Genomic DNA, 16,848 nt, shown 5'->3' on the forward strand with positions numbered 1-16,848 from the left:
GGAACCATATGGTTTCGCAACGCCGGCTCTTCCGTATTCGGGTGGACTCTATTGGCTCTACCGAGGCAACTGCCGATCGATAACGGTGGAGAGGGACAGGGCCGTGGTGGTGTCGCGGACCCCGGGAAATTCGGAGACCTGTCGCCAGATTTCCTGGATCCTTGCCGCATCAGGCGCCTCTACCCTGGCGATCAGATCAAGCTCCCCGCTTACGACGTCGCACGTGGTGATTTCCGGAATGGCCCGCAATCCGGCAATGACGTCACCGCCCCTCATCCTGTCGTGGCGCTGAATCAGGAGCACTGCGTTGACTGTGGGATTCCCATCCCCTGCCGATTCCCGAATGGTGTAGCCATAAATGAAACCATCCCGTTCCAGACGTTCAACGCGCTGTCTTACAGCATTACGTGAAAGCAGCACGGTCTCGCCGAGTTGGGCCAGGCTGATGCGGGCGTTTCGCCGAAGTTCGGCAAGAATCTGCGCGTCAATCTCATCGCGTGGATTCTTTGGCATGAGCACTCCTGAGTGATGGGTTTTGAACGTGTGTTTGGGCGATACCGCGCAAGGCATCAATAACAACTGAGACTGCTCGGTGAACCACCCGTTCGGGTCGGACCAGCATGTCCACGTGACGAACTGTTTGCACGTCTTCAAGGGGGCGCAGGACCACATCCTGCGAGGCGGGAATCCTCACAGTGTGCCGGGGCAGCAACGCCAAGTGTCCACCTTCGGACACCATGGCGGCGGCTGTGCTGAAGTCATTGATTCTGTGAACAACCCGCATTGGGTACCCGGCAGCAGCAGCCACGGCGTCAAGCATGTCCGCCGGCGAGAAACCGGCATGGGTGGAAATCCACGTCGTCCCCACCAGGTCCATGGGTTTCAGTGTTTTCTTCATGGCCAGATCGTGGGATGAGTGCATGGCAACATCCATGGGTTCCCGCAACAGTGACAACACGGCAAGCCTATCCCTGGGCCAGGGGGGTGTGTGGCTCATTCGGTGGGCGATCACTATGTCATAGCTGGCCGTCAGGGCCGGGAATGAGACGCGATCGACGTCCTCATCCACACATTCAACCACCGGGAATCCCTCCGTATGTTCCAAGGCAGCCAATCCAGGGAAAAACGACATGGCCGCACTATGGAAAGCACTGACGCGCACTGTCCGATCAATGCCGCCAACAAACTCATCAACCGTAGCTTCGGCACGGGTAATAGCCTCGGAAACGGCAATTGCAGCCACTGCCAGGGCCTGGCCCGCGTCCGTGAGTTCAACGGATCTCCCCCGCTTCTGAGTCAGGGGAGCTTTGAACTTGCGTTGCAGCGCGGCAAGTGACTGGGAGACTGCCGAGGGACTTACCCCAAGAGCGCGGGCGGTAGCGGCAACACTGCCATGATCACCCAGCTCACGCAACACACTGAGTTGATATGGATCCATAAGGCCTACCTTAATCGTTGGTAACAACATATCCCATTGGCCTGCTGTTTCTTGCTCCCTAACATTGAGTTCACGTCACAGCAGGGCTCCCGGCCTGAGACCCAGCGTGACCACTTCTGCGAAGAGCGCGATTCACAGATGCGCCCTTCGTGAGGGCGAACATACTTCTCTGCAGACCCAGGTCTGGCAACAACGCTAGGAATTTCTTCAAATGTCTCCACTTCCTCACATCCTCTTTCGCAAAACGAACCCCGGCATGCACCATGAATCAGAACAGCCCGCACTTACTCGCAGCATGGGAACCTTTCAGCTCTCCATGCTGGGTATTGGGGCGACTGTCGGTACAGGGATTTTCATCGTCTTTTCCCAAGCTGTACCAGTGGCCGGCCCGGCCGTGATTTGGTCCTTCGTCATTGCAGCCCTCGTCGCCGGGCTCACAGCCCTCTGCTACGCCGAGATGGCCAGTGCCATCCCGGCGTCCGGCTCGTCCTACTCCTACGCTTACGCAACCGTTGGGGAGTTCCCCGCCCTCGCCGTCGGAGCGTGCCTTCTGCTGGAGTACGGCGTCTCGGGTGCGGCAGTGGCGGTGGGCTGGTCGGAGTACCTGAACCAGGCTTTGGACAACATCTTCGGGGTCCGTATCCCTGAAGCGCTTTCCAGTGCTCCGGAAGCCGGGGGCATGGTCAACCTGCCCGCCATCGTCCTGGTGGCCATGTGCACGCTGCTGCTGGTGCGTGGAGTCAATGAATCAGCCAAGGCCAACGCCGCCATGGTGCTGATCAAGCTGGCCGTTCTGGTGATGTTCATCGTGGTCGGTGCCACCGGCTGGAACCAGGACCACTTCTCCAACTTCGCCCCTATGGGCATCGCCGGGATCACTGGCGCCGCCGGCATCATCTTTTTCTCCTACATTGGACTCGATGCAGTCTCCACCGCGGGCAACGAAGCCAAAAACCCGTCCCGCTCCCTACCCTTGGCCATTTTGATCACTCTCGGCGTCGTCACGGCGCTTTACATCACCGTCGCTGTAGTAGCCATCGGAGCGCAAGAGACCTCGGCATTCGAAGGACAGGAGGCGGGCCTGGCCGCCATTCTCCAGACCGCGACCAACGCCAGTTGGCCCGGCACGGTCCTCGCTTTGGCGGCCATCGTGTCCATTTTCAGCGTCACCTTGGTGGTGCTGTACGGTCAGACGCGCATCTTCTTCGCGATGAGCTCAGACGGGCTGGTTCCACCGATCTTCTCCCGTGTCAACGCCCGAACCCGGACACCTGTTGCCGGCACGGTCATCACAGGGTCCGCCGTCGCCGTGCTGGCGGGCCTGCTCCCCATTAATTTCCTGGCGGAAATGACCAGCATTGGCACACTGGTGGCTTTCATCGTTGTTGCACTTGCCGTGTTGATCCGACGCGCCCAGCACCCCGATCAGCCCGCTCCGTTCAAGGTCCCGTTCTACCCGGCCGTGCCCGTTCTTTCCGTCCTGGGATGCCTGTGGATTATCAAGGATCTTCGCTCCATCACCTTGATGGCTTTCGGTGCATGGCTCCTGCTGGCGACACTCTTCTACTTCACTTACTCAGTTCGCCACTCCCGGCTACGCCAGCGAGATGAGGCCGAACCAGTTCCTGTGGCCTGAGCAGCCCCTTCTGCATCGATTGAAAGTGCACTACAAGTGCAGTATGCTGCATTTATGGACGAAAATATCGCAACCCTGGCTACGGCGATCGGCAGCCGCGTCAAGCACGAGCGTCTGACGCGCCGCATGACGCTGGATCAGCTGGCCGAGGCGGCCGGCGTGAGCCGCCGCATGCTCATCAATGTTGAACAAGCCACCATGAATCCAAGCGTCGGCACTCTGCTGAGAATCAGCGACGCCCTGGGCGTCGGGCTGCCGGACTTGGTTCAGTCCCCCGAACCCAAAGCAGTCAAGGTCACCCGCACAGGTGAAGGCGCAGTGCTCTGGAGCAGCGAGGCAGGCGGACGAGGCATACTGGTGGGCGGAACCGAGCCGCCGGAAGTGGTCGAATTATGGGACTGGACGCTGGGACCGGGCGACGAACACGCCAGCGAAGCCCATACCTCAGGCACCAAAGAGCTCCTGCAAGTTCAACAAGGCACCGTCACTGTTGGCGTAGCAGAGCAAACGTTCGTCCTTGAAGTGGGAGACTCGGTGACCTTCCCCGGGGACGTAGCCCACTCGTACAGCAACAGCACCACCGAGCTGGCACGGTTCTCCCTCGCAGTCTTTGAACGCGGCGTCGGATCAGGACATCGGGAGGCAAACGATGCATAGCAGCCAAACCCACCAGGAAACCCTTGACGCCGCCCATGTGGAACCCGCTGTTTTCGAGCTTCGGCCCGATTACCGTGCCCTGCTTATTGCAGTGGATGGCCTCACCCCGGGGGTCAGCGATGCAGCAAGCAACGCGCTGCTGGAGCAGGCCGAGGCGGCTGCCCGGACTGCCCTGAGCGAACAGAAGGTGGAACAACTACCGCACGTTGCCGCATGGCGTGAGGCCTACCAAGGCTTCGGCGCCAAGCCCAACCGCACACGCAACAGCCTCGAAGCACTGATCCGCCGGGCGGACGCGGGCCTCCCCAGAGTCAACAAGCTCACAGATCTTTACAATGCCATCTCAGTCCTGCACCAGATTCCGCTGGGCGGCGAAGACCTCGCCCGTTACAGCGGAGCACCACGACTCGTCCGCGCCACGGGCCAAGAACCGTTCGACACGGTGGCCAATGGAGAACCAATTGTTGAATATCCCGATCCCGGCGAAGTCCTCTGGCGCGACGACGACGGCGTCACTTGCCGTCGATGGAACTGGCGCCAAGGCCGCCGCACACAGCTGAGGGATGAGACCACTTCTGCCTTGTTCATCCTCGACGCCCTGGAACCCATGAGCACCGCATCACTGTTTGCCGCAGGAGATGATCTGACCAAGCACCTGGCGGGCTTGGGCTCAGCGGTAACGGTCACCCAACGCCTGCTCCAACCCGGCACCACATACTCTGACCGCTGACTCCGCCCGTTGACGGGATGTACCCTCCGAAAGGAAACATGAACAATGAACCGCACACCTGATAAGCACAACAGGGCCTCCGTCCACGACGCCACCTGGGCCGTCCACGGAGGAAACAACATCGACAAAGGCACAGGCGCCCTCCGCACCCCCCTGATCATGGCCAACTCCTACGTTCTCCCCGAAGACCCCTCCGACATGGACTGGTCGAGCGTTGACGACGGACTGGTCTACACCCGAAACGCCGGCGCCAACCAGGTGGCGCTGGAAACAAAACTTGCCGCCATGGAAGGCGCCGAAGCCGCAGCCGCTTTCGCCACCGGCGTCGCAGCCCTCCATGGAGTGTTCTTCGCCCTCCTCAAATCCGGCGATCACGTGGTGGTTTCCAACGTCACCTACGAAGCCGTCTACCGCCTCTTCGGGGAACTTCTTCCGGAAAAGTACGGCATTGAAGCCACCTTCGTTGATGCGGACGACTTGGACGCAGTCCGGGCAGCCGTTCGTCCGAACACCAAACTGATCCACGCCGAAACCATCGCCAACCCCACCACCAAGGTGGCCAACGTTGCCGCCCTGTCCAGGATCGCCAGGGACGCCGGCGTCCTACTGACCATTGATGCCACGTTCACACCGGCACCCTTCTACCGAGCCCTCGACGACGGCGCAGACTTGGTCATCCACTCACTGACCAAGTACATCAACGGCCATGGCGACGCCATGGGCGGTGTGGTCATCGGAAACCGCGAACTCATCCAGCACATCCGACACGATGCAATCGTCGATGCCGGCGGCGTCATTTCACCGTTCAACGCCTGGATGATCATGCGCGGCTCGGTAACGCTACCGCTGCGTCTCAAGCAGCAATTTTCCAGCGCCGAGAAGGTAGCCGCCGTCCTCGAAGCCGATCCGCGGATTGCTTACGCCCTCTACCCGGGACTTGCTTCGCACCCGCAGCACGAACTGGCAGGCAAACAATTCGGCGGCCGGGGTTACGGCGGCGTTCTCGCCTTCGCCGTTGAAGGTGACTCGAACACCCAGAACACCTTCGTGAAGAACCTGCAGGTCATTACGTCGGCAGTCTCGCTCGGCCATGACGAGACGCTGATTGTCCACGTAGGTCCGGATGCCCGCGGCGGCTCAGAGAACTACCCTGATTCATTCCACAAATACGGCCACTTGCGCCTGTCACTCGGGCTTGAAGACCCTGAAGACATCATCGATGACATCCTCAGCGCCTTGGACAAGACCTTCGGGGACAAATAACCACGAAACATGCGAGAGCCTGGGACGGACGTCAATTGCAGCGTCCATCCCAGGCCTTGCATTTGCTCTTCGCTCCATTCCGGAGCGGCAGCCCGGTTCAGGTTCGCGAACGCTCCCGACGTCGGTCCACCACTGAGATGGTCACGGCCAAGAGAGTGATCCCGGCTGCCAGGCACAGGGGAATCCGGGACACCGGTGCAATGAGCGCGCCCGCCAATGCCGTGCCGGCCGATCCGGCAGTGATTTTCAAGGCGCCGATCCAGACGAATACCTGGCCCCTGACAGCTGGCGGCGCATATTCGCTGCGCGCTGCCAACGTGGAGGCGAAAAAGTAGGAATTCAGCACCCCGGCGCAAGCAAAGGCTGCAACCGCCGTCGGGAAGGTCCCGGCTGCCGCTGAACCGCACAAGGCGATTCCTACCGCAGCAGCCAGCCAGGTCATCAGCGGATCAGCGTCGGTTCTCAGCGGCCGGATCATGACGCCGGCTGATCCCAGGAGCCCGCCGAGCCCGTAGGCGGCGGTCAAAATTCCTGCCGCAGCAGGCACTACGTCCAACTCGCCCGTGAAGGCCACGGCGGAGATCGGTAGCGCGGCCACTGATAAGGCCACCACAACAGTCATGTAGAGGGTTCGCCGAAGGGGGCCGTTGGAAATCATCATCAGCAGTGTCCGGCCAGGCCGGGGTACCTCCGCGGCAATGGTAGCCGGAGCCGTGTAGGGCAATAGCCTGATCACAGCGGCTGCAACGAACGTTGACCCTGCAAGGATGAGTGCGGCAGTGGCCGGATCGGCCCAGGCCGAGACCGCCGCAACCAAGGACGGTCCGATCGTCCCACCGATCCCGTACGTGGCTACATCCCAACCCTGGGCACGCCTTTGACTGGTCCTCTCCGGTCCGGCGATTGCTGCCAACCTGCTGCTGATGCCGCCTGTGAGGAGTGGACCCACCAGTCCCGATGCGATGAGAAGAAGGCCGGGCACAAGGGGCGGAGTCACCGGGAAAAGGAGTACCGCCGCAGCAAGGGTTGTACCGTGAATCATGCACGCCCACGCGATAATCGTCCTGCCATCCCTGGCGGTATCGAGGCGGCGGGCGACAAGCGGACCGAAGAGATGCGGCGCCGTGATGCAGGCACCCAGGATGCCAGCCAACCATCCTGGTGCACCGCTGGTGGTGGCCAACAGGACTATTGCTACAACCGCCCCGCCATCCGCGCTGCGCGCCAAAGTTGCAGCCAGGACATAGCGTGCAAGCCCTCCGGAAGTCCCTGATGGGTTAGTCCCGGCTAGTGGATTGCTCCCTGCCAGGCCAACTGCCATTCTTACGGAGCTCTCTTCCTTTGTTGGCGACGATTTATCCTGTGACAACTGCTAAACCTCCACACCACATAGCCGGATGGCCTCGGCCACCTTCTCCCGGCCTTCGGCATCAAGCCCGCGGAGAGGCAGCGGCAACGCCGAAGACGGCACTACGCCAAGATCCTCAGCCAGAGCCGCAGTGACGCGCAGGCTTCCATAAGTGCGGAACAGGGACCAGATGGGCTCCAGAGCCGAGGATGCGGCCAAAGCCAGATCCTTTCGGCCCGCGAGGGCGTGATCAACAAGGGTCCTTGCCTGGTGGGGCAGGACCCCGGCAATCACCGAGTACCAAACGTTGCATCCGGCCAGCAGTGCCTCGGCGGCAACCCAATCACCGCTGATGCCCAGTGACGTCCCACCGGGCAGTCCCGCCCTGAGCCTGGAGATTCGCTCAGCAACTCCCCCGGCTGCGGGCGGCGGAATTTTGATGGAGGCAATCCCACGGATCCCGGCAACCCTGGCGTGCAGCTCGTCACTGAAAGTGAACCCGGTAGTGCCCGGATTGTCATAGACAACCACAGGAAGATCGGACTCTCCTGCCACAGTCTTGAAGAGCCCGAAAACCTCAGTCTCGGAAAGCTTCTGGTAAGAAACCGGAGCCAGCAGCAGAGCCGAAGCGCCGGCACTTTGAGCATCAGCTGCAAACATCAGGACGTCGCGGGTGCGTACAGCTCCGACGCCGGCCAGAACCGGGACACCGCCGGCAGCTTCAACGGCAGCTTCAAGGACTGCCCGGCGTTCATCGCGGGAGAGATAGGCGTAATTTCCCGTTGAACCAAGAACACCGAGCGAGTCCGCACCGGCCTCCGCGGCGCGGCTCACCACCTTGCCAAGGGCATTGAGGTCCACGCTTTCACCGTCCATGGGGGTAAGGGGAAATGCGCTGAGGCCATTGAACACTGGTTCCTACTTTCGTCGTGCTGCAGGAACGCAGCGCTTCAGGTGACTGATATCCATGCTGCCAAAGGCTTTGGTCCTACACTAGGTCCAAGAATGAACAAGACTGGAGGACCAAATGAGGGAAGCTGAGCTACCGATCGAGTTGGACAGGAACAGTCCGAACCCGCTGGCCGCCCAAGTGGCGAGCCAGCTGCGGACGGCCATCCTCAACGGCCTCCTGCAACCGGAGCACACGCTGCCCGCGACCAGAAGACTCGCCACTGAACTAGGCATTTCCCGAGGCGTCGTTGTGCGGGCCTTCGAGCAACTCTCGGGCGAGGGATTCCTTGTGAGCAACGGCGCGGGCGGAACCAAAGTGGCGGTCCGCCCGGACATCAACAGCCGCCCTCTTGAGGACAGGAAACCACGCAGCGCTTCACTACAGGCCGACGTGATCGATCTGACGCCCGGCCGCCCCTCCGGATCACCGTTTCAGGACAGGCAATGGCGCAGTGCGTGGAAGTTGGCTGTTGCGGAGCAAGGCAAGATCCAGCTCCCACCGGCGTTGGGTGTTACAGCCTTGCGTGTTGCCGTGGCTGATCACTTGGCCGTATCCAGAGGCCTGGCTGTGGATGCTGATGACATCATCATCACTGGGGGCACCAGCGACGCACTGCAACTCATCGTGGCAATGCTCCGAAACCACACCGCCCAACCGCGCATCCTGGTTGAGGACCCCGGTTACCCTACCGCCCGCCGGGTCATGACGGCGGCAGGTGCACGCATCCAGACAGTCCCCGTGGATGAGAACGGCTTGAAGAGCTCCCAGCTGGCCGCACTCAAAGACGTCCCCGATGCTGTCCTGGTAACCCCCAGCCACCAATATCCTTTGGGCGGCAGGATGGCCGTTCAGGAAAGGCTGGGGCTGCTGAAATGGGCTGAGCAGCACGGTGTACTTGTGCTTGAGGATGATTACGACAGCGAATTCCGACACAGCAGAATGCCGCTCCCCGCCGTCGCATCCCTGCCCGGCGGAGCCGACGTAGTACTGCTCGGGACGTTCTCAAAGAACCTCAGCCCGTGGCTACGCTGCGGATACCTGGTGGTTCGCGGCGACGCCGGCCAGCAGCTGAAGGCCACGAGGGAAGCACTGGACACACCGGTCGCCGGCATACTGCAGTCAGCCCTCGCCCATTACATGCAGGACGGCGGGCTTTCGCGGCACGTAACACGCGCCAGGCGCGAATACGCGCACCGCCGCTCACTCCTCATGGACAGGCTTGGTTCCAGGCCCGGCCTGGAGCTCTCAGCCCTCGACGGCGGTCTCCACGCCGTAGTTCGGTTCACGCACCCTGAAGCCGCGGAGGTTGCGGCCAAAGCACTGGCCCTTGGGGTGCGGGTGGTCCCCTTGTCCGGATATTACGCTGACCGCCCGCCTGAAAATGGACTGGTCCTCGGATACGGGGCCGTCACAGATCTGCAGCTTTCCAAAGCACTGAGCATTCTGGCGGGCATGATCGGCGGGGTCGGAGAGGGGCCCGTTGCACGTCAACTGTGATGAGCACAAAGGCCTCAAAGTGCATTGAACTGCCCTAATAGTGCATAATGAATTGATTGCAGTGTTCACCCGCCCCATCGCATCACGGTGCAGATGAGGGCCTCCCTTTAGCAAGGAAAATGTCATGGCCTGGCTTGTACTCATACTTTCCGGCGTACTCGAAGCAGTTTGGGCAACAGCGTTGGGAGCCTCCGACGGCTTCAAGCGCAAGTTCCCAACGTTCATTTTCATAGCCTCGATGGCCGTCAGCATGGCCGGCCTCGCTTACGCGATGACAGAGCTGGCAACGGGAACTTCCTATGCCGTGTGGGTAGGGATCGGCTCTGTCCTCACTGCCTTGCTGGCCGTCCTCCGCAAGCAGGAAAAGCTTTCCTTGCCGCGCGCCGCACTCCTCACCACCCTGATCGGGTGCGTCGTCGGACTGAAGGTGGTCAGCTGATGCACTGGATGATTCTTCTTGCCAGTGCCGTCCTGGAGGCCGTATGGGCCACCGCTTTGGGCTACAGCGGCGGATTCACCAACCTTGTGGCAACGGGCGTCTTTGCCCTCGGACTCATACTCAGCATGCTCGGCTTGGGTTTTGCAGCCAAACGCATCCCGATGAGCACCGCCTACGCAGTGTGGACCGGCACGGGGGCGGCATTGACGGTTACCTGGGCAATGATCGCCGGAAGCGAGGAACCCACTGCGTTGCGGGTCCTCTTCCTGGCGGGCATCGTCGCCTGCGTGATCGGCCTGAAGCTGGTGCCCGCCAAAACCGTGGAGCTGGAACAAGCAGAACAGCATCCCATGTAGCGCAATTACTTTACCCGGTTAAGTTAATCATTTACTGTGATCTGAAGGTGATGCGCCGTTGCATTCCCCTGAGAAGACAGGACCACATTGAAATCATCAAGTGAGTTTCTTCGCCGCCTAAGGACATGCGGCCTAACCGTACTCATTGCCGCCCTGGCATGCTCAACAGCCGGTTCGGCCACGGCAGCTCCTCCGCCTTCGCCGGGCAGTTCCCTTCCTCCTGAACGGATCTCGATCGTGGATCCCGACGCAACACCACGGACAGCCTCATTGTTTGCCTATTTAAGGTCACAGCAGGGCAAAGGCATCCTTTTCGGCCACCAGCAGGACACGGAATTTGGCGTGACCTTCCCCGCGGAAAGCGCGGACGGTTTCCAGTCCGACGTCAAAGCTGCCACGGGAGAACATCCAGCCGTATTCGGCTGGGATTTTGGTCACGATGGCTACGGGTCCGCACCAGGCAGCCCCACGCCCGAGGAGAACTTCGAGCACACAGTCGGCCTGGTCAAAGCCGCAGACAAAATAGGAGGCGTCCAAACCTTCTCCGCCCATATGGACAACTTCGCCACCGGCGGGGCATTCGACGATACCGACGGCGGAGTGGTGCCCCGGATCATGCCGGGCGGGGACAAGAACCACGCTTTCACTGAATACCTTGACCGGGTGGCCCGGATCGCCAAGGCCGCTGTGGATGAAAACGGCGAGCCCATCCCCTTGGTGTTCCGCCCATTTCACGAAAATGCAGGCTCGTGGTTTTGGTGGGGAGCAGCACACGCCTCCTCTTCCCAGTACATTGAATTGTTTCGTTACACCGTGGAATATCTGCGGGACACCAAAGACGTGCACAATTTCCTCTACTCCTATTCCCCGGGTGGCGGCTTCAGCGGCACCCGTGATGCTTTTTTGCGGACATACCCTGGTGACGACTTTGTGGACGTGCTCGGTTACGACAACTACGACAGTTCAGGCGGCTCGCGGCAGTGGTTGGATGGGCTGGTAGCTGACCTGGGTACGATTACGCGCCTGGCAGATGAGCGGGGCAAGGTAGCGGCCTTGACTGAAGTTGGTGTCAGTGGCGCACTCAAGGAGAACGGTCAGAACGCGGATACCGCTTGGTACACCCATGTGCTGGCAGCACTAAAATCGGACCCCGCTGCCCGGCGCATTGCCTGGATGCTGACATGGACAAACTACGGGACCGGGCAGTTCTTTGTGCCGTATCCGGCTACCGGGGCGTTGGCCGAGCACGAAATGCTGTCCGACTTCCGCGCCTTTGCGGCGGATGACTTCACGGTTCTCAGCGACGGATTATCCAGGCGCGAGGTCTGGCAGCGAAAAGTAAAGACCGCGGACCATGCACCCGCCATACATGTGGTGTCCCCCGTTGATGGCGCACGAATTACAGAGCCGAACACCACGGTGCGCGTCCGTGTCAGTGACGCCAAAACCAAGAGCATCTCATTCACCGTAGGCACTGACAGGGTCAAACATCCACTGACCTATGATGCTTCCTCCGGGTACTTCACCGGCACCTTGGCTGTACCCGAAGCTGCCTTGGTCAATACGCGGACCGACCTTACCGTTACTGCAGAACTCACCGGAAAAAACCGCCTCATTGCCCAGCAGCAGTTGGTACTCGGAAAGAAGCCTGCTGCCGCTCCCGGTGTAGTGGACGACTTTGAGTCCTACGCCGATGAGAGTGAGCTCCGGGCTACTTACAGCGCGGTGGGGGCTAACAGCATCTCGCTGTCCAGCAGCCCTGTGGGAAGTGGTGAACGCGCGTTGCGCTTCGACTACGACTTCGGCCTCCAGAACTACACCGGAATCACCCGCCGGATTGAAGGCGACTGGTCGGGCTACAGCGCCCTTTCCCTGTGGTTGAAGGCGGACGGATCGCAGCAGAAAATGGTCCTGCAACTGGTGTGCGGTGGAGTGGCGTATGAGGCGTATCCCTCCCTCAACGGAACGGAAGGGCAGAACATCAGCATCCCCTTTGCCGATTTCCGGCCGGCACCCTGGGACATCGCCAATGCCTCGCGGCGGATTACAGCTGAAGATCTTGCGGACCTCTCCCAGTTCAACATTTTCATCAACCAGGTCCCCGACGGAAAGACCTCAGCGGGAGCCATCTATCTGGATGACCTGAAAGCAGGTTAGACCGATTGCAAGGCCACTGGTTGGTTAATGCTGTGTTGGAGCATCAAAGCGGCGGCACCCACCGACGCCGCGTCGGTAACTTGCGTGGCCAACCGCACCGTTACACCGTGTTTCCGGGAGGCGAAAGCATCCTCTCTGAGCCTCTGGTCCACCACGGGCAAGTACAAAGAACCTGCCGTGGTAAACGAAGGTCCGGCGAAAGTCACCGAATCCAGATCCAGGATGTTGACCAAAGCCAGGACTGCGTCCGCCACATACTCTGCGGACTCCTCAATGAGGCCCACTGACAAAGGGTCGCCGTGGACAGCAGCTGTTGCAATCACTGCGAAATCACTAAAGGGATCGTTGTCGTCGGAGAGCTTCACCATAGTGGTCCGCCCCGCAGCCATGGCGTGGCGTGCCCTCTCGGCAACAGCCCGGGGCCCTGCCACTTCCTCAAGAGTCAAGCCCGACCGCCGGTCTCCTTGGAAGCGCACGCTACCCAAGGGACCGGTGTTCGAGCTGGCGCCTCGATAAAGCGACCCGGAGATGAGCAAGCCGGCGCTGATGCTGGCTCCCATATACAGAGTGCAGTGAGCCGTTGCATTGGGGATTGCCCCGCTCCAGAAATCGCCCATGGCCGCCGCCGTGGCAACGTTGTCCAGCAACGTCGGCAGGCCAGTAGCTTCCTTCATGGCCTCCCTCACCGGAAACCCCTCCCATAAGGGCATGCTGGGCGACGAAAGGATGGAACCGGCGTCGAGGTCCAGGGCGCCGGGCGCCACGAGGCCGATACCCGCCACGATGTTCCGATCTTGGCTTGCCAATCCCAGGAGTGCATTTACATGGCCGGCTACGCCCTGGACCACTTCCTGCGGATTTCTCGATCGCGCGCCGCGGACTCGTGTTCTGGCCAGGACTGACCCTGCAGCATCGGTCACGAGGACAACAATCCAGTCCGCACCCAACTGGACTCCCACGCTGCAACGTGCAGCCGGATTGAGTCCGAGAAGTACGCGCGGTTTGCCCTTTGCCCCGGTGAAGGTCCGTTCCCCCGTCTCCACCAGCAAGCCTTCACCCAGGAGAGACCGGACAAGATTGGAAATGGAAGCCTGTGTCAGACCGGTTCTTTCAGCTAATTGGACGCGGCTGACCGGACCTTCTGCCCTGACGCGGTCAAGGATAAGGGCCCTGCTGGTGGGGGTAATGGACGCGGAGTGCAGTACGGTCATGGGTACTTCAGGGCTCGGCTCATGTGCTAAGTATTGCCGGTCGAAGCCATACTTAGCACATGGACAATGCCGCAGCAGTAAGAATCCGGCCGCCTCGTTTCGGGCTGGGTGTTCAAAGTAAGAACGGACCGCACGGCACCGACCCGTTCTTTGAGGATCTCCTGACCGGGATGGAAGAGGCGCTCGACGTGGCAGGTGCCAGCGTTTTCCTGCGGCAGTTCACTTCCTACCAGGAGGAACTGGAGGCCTACCCCCGGTGGGCCGAAAGCGGGGAGGTGGACGCTGTGGTTATAGCGGATTCACAAGCGGACGATTCCCGCGCAAAACTTTGCTTGGAACTCGGATTGCCCGTTGTCATCCTGGGCGGCCCTCCCGTGGCGGGCGCCTCGCTGGTTGACGTCGATAATTCCGGCGGCATGGAGATGGCCGTCAACTACCTCTCCGGCCTCGGGCATAAGGTCATTGGCCGCGTTTCCGGGCCGGGACACCTTCACCACACAAAGTCCAGGAGTGAGGCCTTCGACCAAGCTCTTGAACGCCGGGGAGTCACAGGGTTGTCAGTGGAAGGTGACTATTCGGCGGAATCGGGTGATCTGCGAACCCGGGAGATCTTGTCAGTTCCGACTCCTCCAACCGCGGTCATCTATGACAACAGCATGATGGCTGTAGCTGGTTTGGGCGCAGCCACGAATCTGGGCGTTAAAGTTCCCCACGACGTTTCCTTGCTGGCGTGGGATGACGGGCCGGCTTGCCGGCTCGCCTCTCCGCCCCTGTCCGTTCTGAGTCTGGATGTCCATGAGCTGGGGCGCACGGTGGCTGATGTTTTGATGGAGACATATTCAGGGGCAGTCCAGACGGTGGTCCATGTACCCACGGGGCGCATCGTTCAAAGAAGCAGTACCGCCGGACCGGACGGCGCGGGACCAGGACAATCACCAGATCCCGCGCTCGATCCGAATGCCTGAACGCGAATGGCCCGAACTACACGCTTTGGACGTGGAGCACCAGCGCCTGGGCAGGCCACAGCAGCGGAATCTGCAGGCCGTCCCGCACCAGCACGTTCCCTGGAAGCGTGATTTCACCGGCAGAAACCCATGGTGGCGTGATCCACCCATGCCGCGCCTCGCCGAGTTCCTTCCTCACCCTTACCCGATAACGGCGGGACACATCCAAGCCATGCAACCTGACCCGCTCCGGCAGCGCATCTTCCAAGGTGGCAACCGACGCAATGGTCCAGACGCCCTCACTCTGATCAGGAAGTACGGCGCCTGTCACCCGCAGGGCAGGATCAAGGACATCGGCATGGACTGAAACACCGGTGTGGAGAATATGACGGAGCTCTTTGTAGAGAGCACCAAAAGCGCGCACTGTTTCAAGCTCAACGGGGCCGCATTCCAGCAGATTCCATTCGAAGCCGGCGGATCCCATAAGACTCGTCGCGGCCCTGTAGGACAAGTCCACCGTGCGGCCTGAGCTGTGCGACGTCGTCGGACCAACATGACCTCCCACCATCTCAGGAGGCAGCAATAACTGCGTCCATCGCTGGATGTCCTGCCGCTCAACGGCATCGTTGGAATCCGAAGCCCACACCCTGTCAGCAAACTCCAGGATCCCCAGGTCCGTCCTGGCTCCTCCGCTGGAACATGACTCGATTTCCAGCCCCGGATGGCTTTCCTTGAGTTCACGAATCAAGCGGTACGTGGCCAAGGTATGTTCGTGGATACCAGGAAGACCGGAGTGAACGGATTCCACCAGGTCCCGGTTGTGGTCCCATTTGATGAAGTCGATCCCAAGCTCGTCGATCAGTGCGCTCATCTGGTTCCGGACGTGCTCGTAGGCGCCCGTGTTGGCCAGGTCCAGGACGTATTGCGTCCGCCAGGACAGCTCGTCCGGGGAGGACCATATATGGTCCGGGTTGTGAAGCAGCCAATCGGGATGTGCCCTCGCAAGATCCGAGTCCAGATTCACCATCTCAGGCTCGAACCACAGGCCGAACTGCATTTGAAGGTCATGGACCCGTTCCGCCAACGGGCCCAGCCCCTCAGGCCACACGGAATGATCCACTGTCCAGTCCCCCAGACCCTTGGTATCGTCTCGGCGTGCCTTGAACCAGCCGTCGTCCAGGACGAAACGCTCAACTCCCACCTCGGCTGCACGTTCTGCCAGGCGCGTCAGTGTGGCCGGATCATGATCGAAGTAGACGGCTTCCCAGGTGTTGAGCACCAACGGCCTGATACTGCCGGGGTGTTGGTCCCGCGAACGCAATGCCTGGTGGAAACGGGCGGATAGTCCGTCGAGCCCGGCATCGGACCATGCAAACCAGGCTTTGGGAGTGCTGTAGCTTTCGCCGGGAGAGAGCCTGATTTCACCTGCCCGCAGCAGTTCACCAGCTCCCAGCAGCGTCACTGCCTCGGTCATCCGGTCAGTGCGATAGGTGCAGTCGGCGCTCCAGCCCAGGTGAACGGACCACATTTCTCCCGACCGGTTCCGGGGCTCGCCGATGCTGGCAATTTCCAAGTGTGGGGCATCGTGTCCGCCCCTGCCTCGCCGTGTTTCCCGGCTAACTGCGCCGCGTGGCATTTGAGTGGTGAAAGGAGTCTTCTCTCTGGTCCAGCGCCCCGTAAACGACGTCAGATGGTCAGCGGTCTTCGGAAGCGGCAGGGTGGCTTCCAACCAATGCACGTCCAACGGAGTCTGTCCTTGGTTGGTCACTCGATGCACCACCGTGAGGACACCACCGGACGCCAGCACGAAATCTGAGTGCAGTTGGAGCCCGTTGCTCAAATCTGAAGCACTAATGCCGGCCCGGTGTTCTGTTGCGGTGACCTCGTCGACGGTCCATCGCGGGAAGACCGGCTTTCCCTCCCGCGTCACGGACAGCCCCGGCCGCCCTGCCCAACCGTCACCTTCTTGAGGAAGGACGCTCAGCTGCCAGGCGGCGTCGAGCGTTCCGGGCGCCGTCTGGCGGCCACCGGCGAGGGTCATCGCCTCGAGGTCGCCGGCTTCCAGCGGCCCGACGTCGGCGCCCCACTGCAGGACCGACGGAAGCCCTGACGGCAGATGCCTCAGGACCATGCTGACGCCGTCCCGGCGTAGGACGGTGAACGGCTGCACTTGCTGCGCCGTTGATGCGGACTCTAAGGACTGGGACATGCTGTTCTCCG

The 16,848-nt window shown here is 61.0% G+C and carries 15 protein-coding genes; 9 read left to right on the top strand and 6 right to left on the bottom strand.

Features of this window, described 5'->3' with window-relative positions; translation table 11 throughout:
* Positions 1–57 precede the first annotated feature (57 nt).
* On the bottom strand, positions 58–513 hold the full coding sequence (locus tag BACI9J_RS10945; RefSeq protein WP_159734394.1) for an Lrp/AsnC family transcriptional regulator: 456 nt from the start codon (positions 511–513) through the stop codon (positions 58–60).
* A complete protein-coding gene (locus BACI9J_RS10950) occupies positions 491–1,438 on the bottom strand; it encodes a LysR family transcriptional regulator (RefSeq protein WP_159734395.1) in 948 nt (315 codons plus the stop codon). The genes BACI9J_RS10945 and BACI9J_RS10950 overlap by 23 nt, the downstream gene beginning before the upstream one ends.
* Positions 1,439–1,733: 295 nt before the next feature.
* Here BACI9J_RS10950 and BACI9J_RS10955 point away from each other — a divergent pair, with 295 nt between their 5' ends.
* Genes BACI9J_RS10955 through BACI9J_RS10970 form a run of 4 tightly spaced genes read left to right on the top strand, consistent with a single transcriptional unit; the run spans position 1,734 to position 5,724 of the window.
* The gene (locus BACI9J_RS10955) at positions 1,734–3,074 is read left to right on the top strand and encodes an amino acid permease (protein ID WP_328699796.1); all 1,341 of its coding nucleotides are present in this window, start codon (positions 1,734–1,736) and stop codon (positions 3,072–3,074) included.
* Between the two features lie 54 nt (positions 3,075–3,128).
* Positions 3,129–3,731, top strand: a complete 603-nt coding sequence (locus BACI9J_RS10960; protein ID WP_159734397.1) for a helix-turn-helix domain-containing protein — start codon at positions 3,129–3,131, stop codon at positions 3,729–3,731.
* On the top strand, positions 3,724–4,461 hold the full coding sequence (locus BACI9J_RS10965; protein ID WP_159734398.1) for a B3/B4 domain-containing protein: 738 nt from the start codon (positions 3,724–3,726) through the stop codon (positions 4,459–4,461). The genes BACI9J_RS10960 and BACI9J_RS10965 overlap by 8 nt, the downstream gene beginning before the upstream one ends.
* 45 nt (positions 4,462–4,506) lie before the next feature.
* Positions 4,507–5,724 (top strand): trans-sulfuration enzyme family protein, encoded by a 1,218-nt coding sequence (locus BACI9J_RS10970; RefSeq protein WP_159734399.1) that lies wholly within the window; start codon positions 4,507–4,509, stop codon positions 5,722–5,724.
* 97 nt (positions 5,725–5,821) lie between these two features.
* On the opposite strand, the gene BACI9J_RS10975 is transcribed toward BACI9J_RS10970, so the two are convergent.
* Positions 5,822–7,045 carry an MFS transporter gene (locus tag BACI9J_RS10975; protein WP_236558663.1) on the bottom strand — a complete coding sequence of 408 codons (1,224 nt, stop codon included), beginning with the start codon at positions 7,043–7,045 and terminating at the stop codon, positions 5,822–5,824.
* 51 nt (positions 7,046–7,096) lie between these two features.
* Entirely contained in the window at positions 7,097–7,984 is an 888-nt protein-coding gene (locus tag BACI9J_RS10980; RefSeq protein WP_159734401.1) for a dihydrodipicolinate synthase family protein, read from the bottom strand.
* 115 nt (positions 7,985–8,099) lie between these two features.
* Here BACI9J_RS10980 and pdxR point away from each other — a divergent pair, with 115 nt between their 5' ends.
* The 4 genes from pdxR (at position 8,100) to BACI9J_RS11000 (ending at position 12,473) form a co-directional block, all read left to right on the top strand.
* Positions 8,100–9,521, top strand: a complete 1,422-nt coding sequence (pdxR, locus tag BACI9J_RS10985; RefSeq protein ID WP_159734402.1) for a MocR-like pyridoxine biosynthesis transcription factor PdxR — start codon at positions 8,100–8,102, stop codon at positions 9,519–9,521.
* A 124-nt stretch (positions 9,522–9,645) separates the two neighbouring features.
* Positions 9,646–9,960, top strand: a complete 315-nt coding sequence (locus tag BACI9J_RS10990; protein ID WP_159734403.1) for a DMT family transporter — start codon at positions 9,646–9,648, stop codon at positions 9,958–9,960.
* The gene (locus BACI9J_RS10995; RefSeq protein WP_159734404.1) at positions 9,960–10,316 is read left to right on the top strand and encodes a DMT family transporter; all 357 of its coding nucleotides are present in this window, start codon (positions 9,960–9,962) and stop codon (positions 10,314–10,316) included. Before BACI9J_RS10990 ends, BACI9J_RS10995 begins: the two co-directional genes overlap by 1 nt.
* Positions 10,317–10,553: 237 nt before the next feature.
* Positions 10,554–12,473 (top strand): glycosyl hydrolase, encoded by a 1,920-nt coding sequence (locus BACI9J_RS11000; protein WP_159734405.1) that lies wholly within the window; start codon positions 10,554–10,556, stop codon positions 12,471–12,473.
* On the opposite strand, the gene BACI9J_RS11005 is transcribed toward BACI9J_RS11000, so the two are convergent.
* Positions 12,470–13,684, bottom strand: a complete 1,215-nt coding sequence (locus BACI9J_RS11005) for an ROK family transcriptional regulator (RefSeq protein WP_159734406.1) — start codon at positions 13,682–13,684, stop codon at positions 12,470–12,472. The two genes, BACI9J_RS11000 and BACI9J_RS11005, sit on opposite strands and share 4 nt — an antisense overlap.
* Positions 13,685–13,743: 59 nt before the next feature.
* Here BACI9J_RS11005 and BACI9J_RS11010 point away from each other — a divergent pair, with 59 nt between their 5' ends.
* A complete protein-coding gene (locus BACI9J_RS11010) occupies positions 13,744–14,649 on the top strand; it encodes a LacI family DNA-binding transcriptional regulator (RefSeq protein WP_159734407.1) in 906 nt (301 codons plus the stop codon).
* Between the two features lie 16 nt (positions 14,650–14,665).
* Here BACI9J_RS11010 and BACI9J_RS11015 read toward each other — a convergent pair whose 3' ends face one another.
* A complete protein-coding gene (locus BACI9J_RS11015; protein ID WP_159734408.1) occupies positions 14,666–16,837 on the bottom strand; it encodes an alpha-galactosidase in 2,172 nt (723 codons plus the stop codon).
* Positions 16,838–16,848 lie beyond the last annotated feature (11 nt).

The sequence above is a fragment of the Arthrobacter sp. 9V genome (genome assembly GCF_902506065.1).
Taxonomy (GTDB): Bacteria; Actinomycetota; Actinomycetes; order Actinomycetales; family Micrococcaceae; genus Arthrobacter.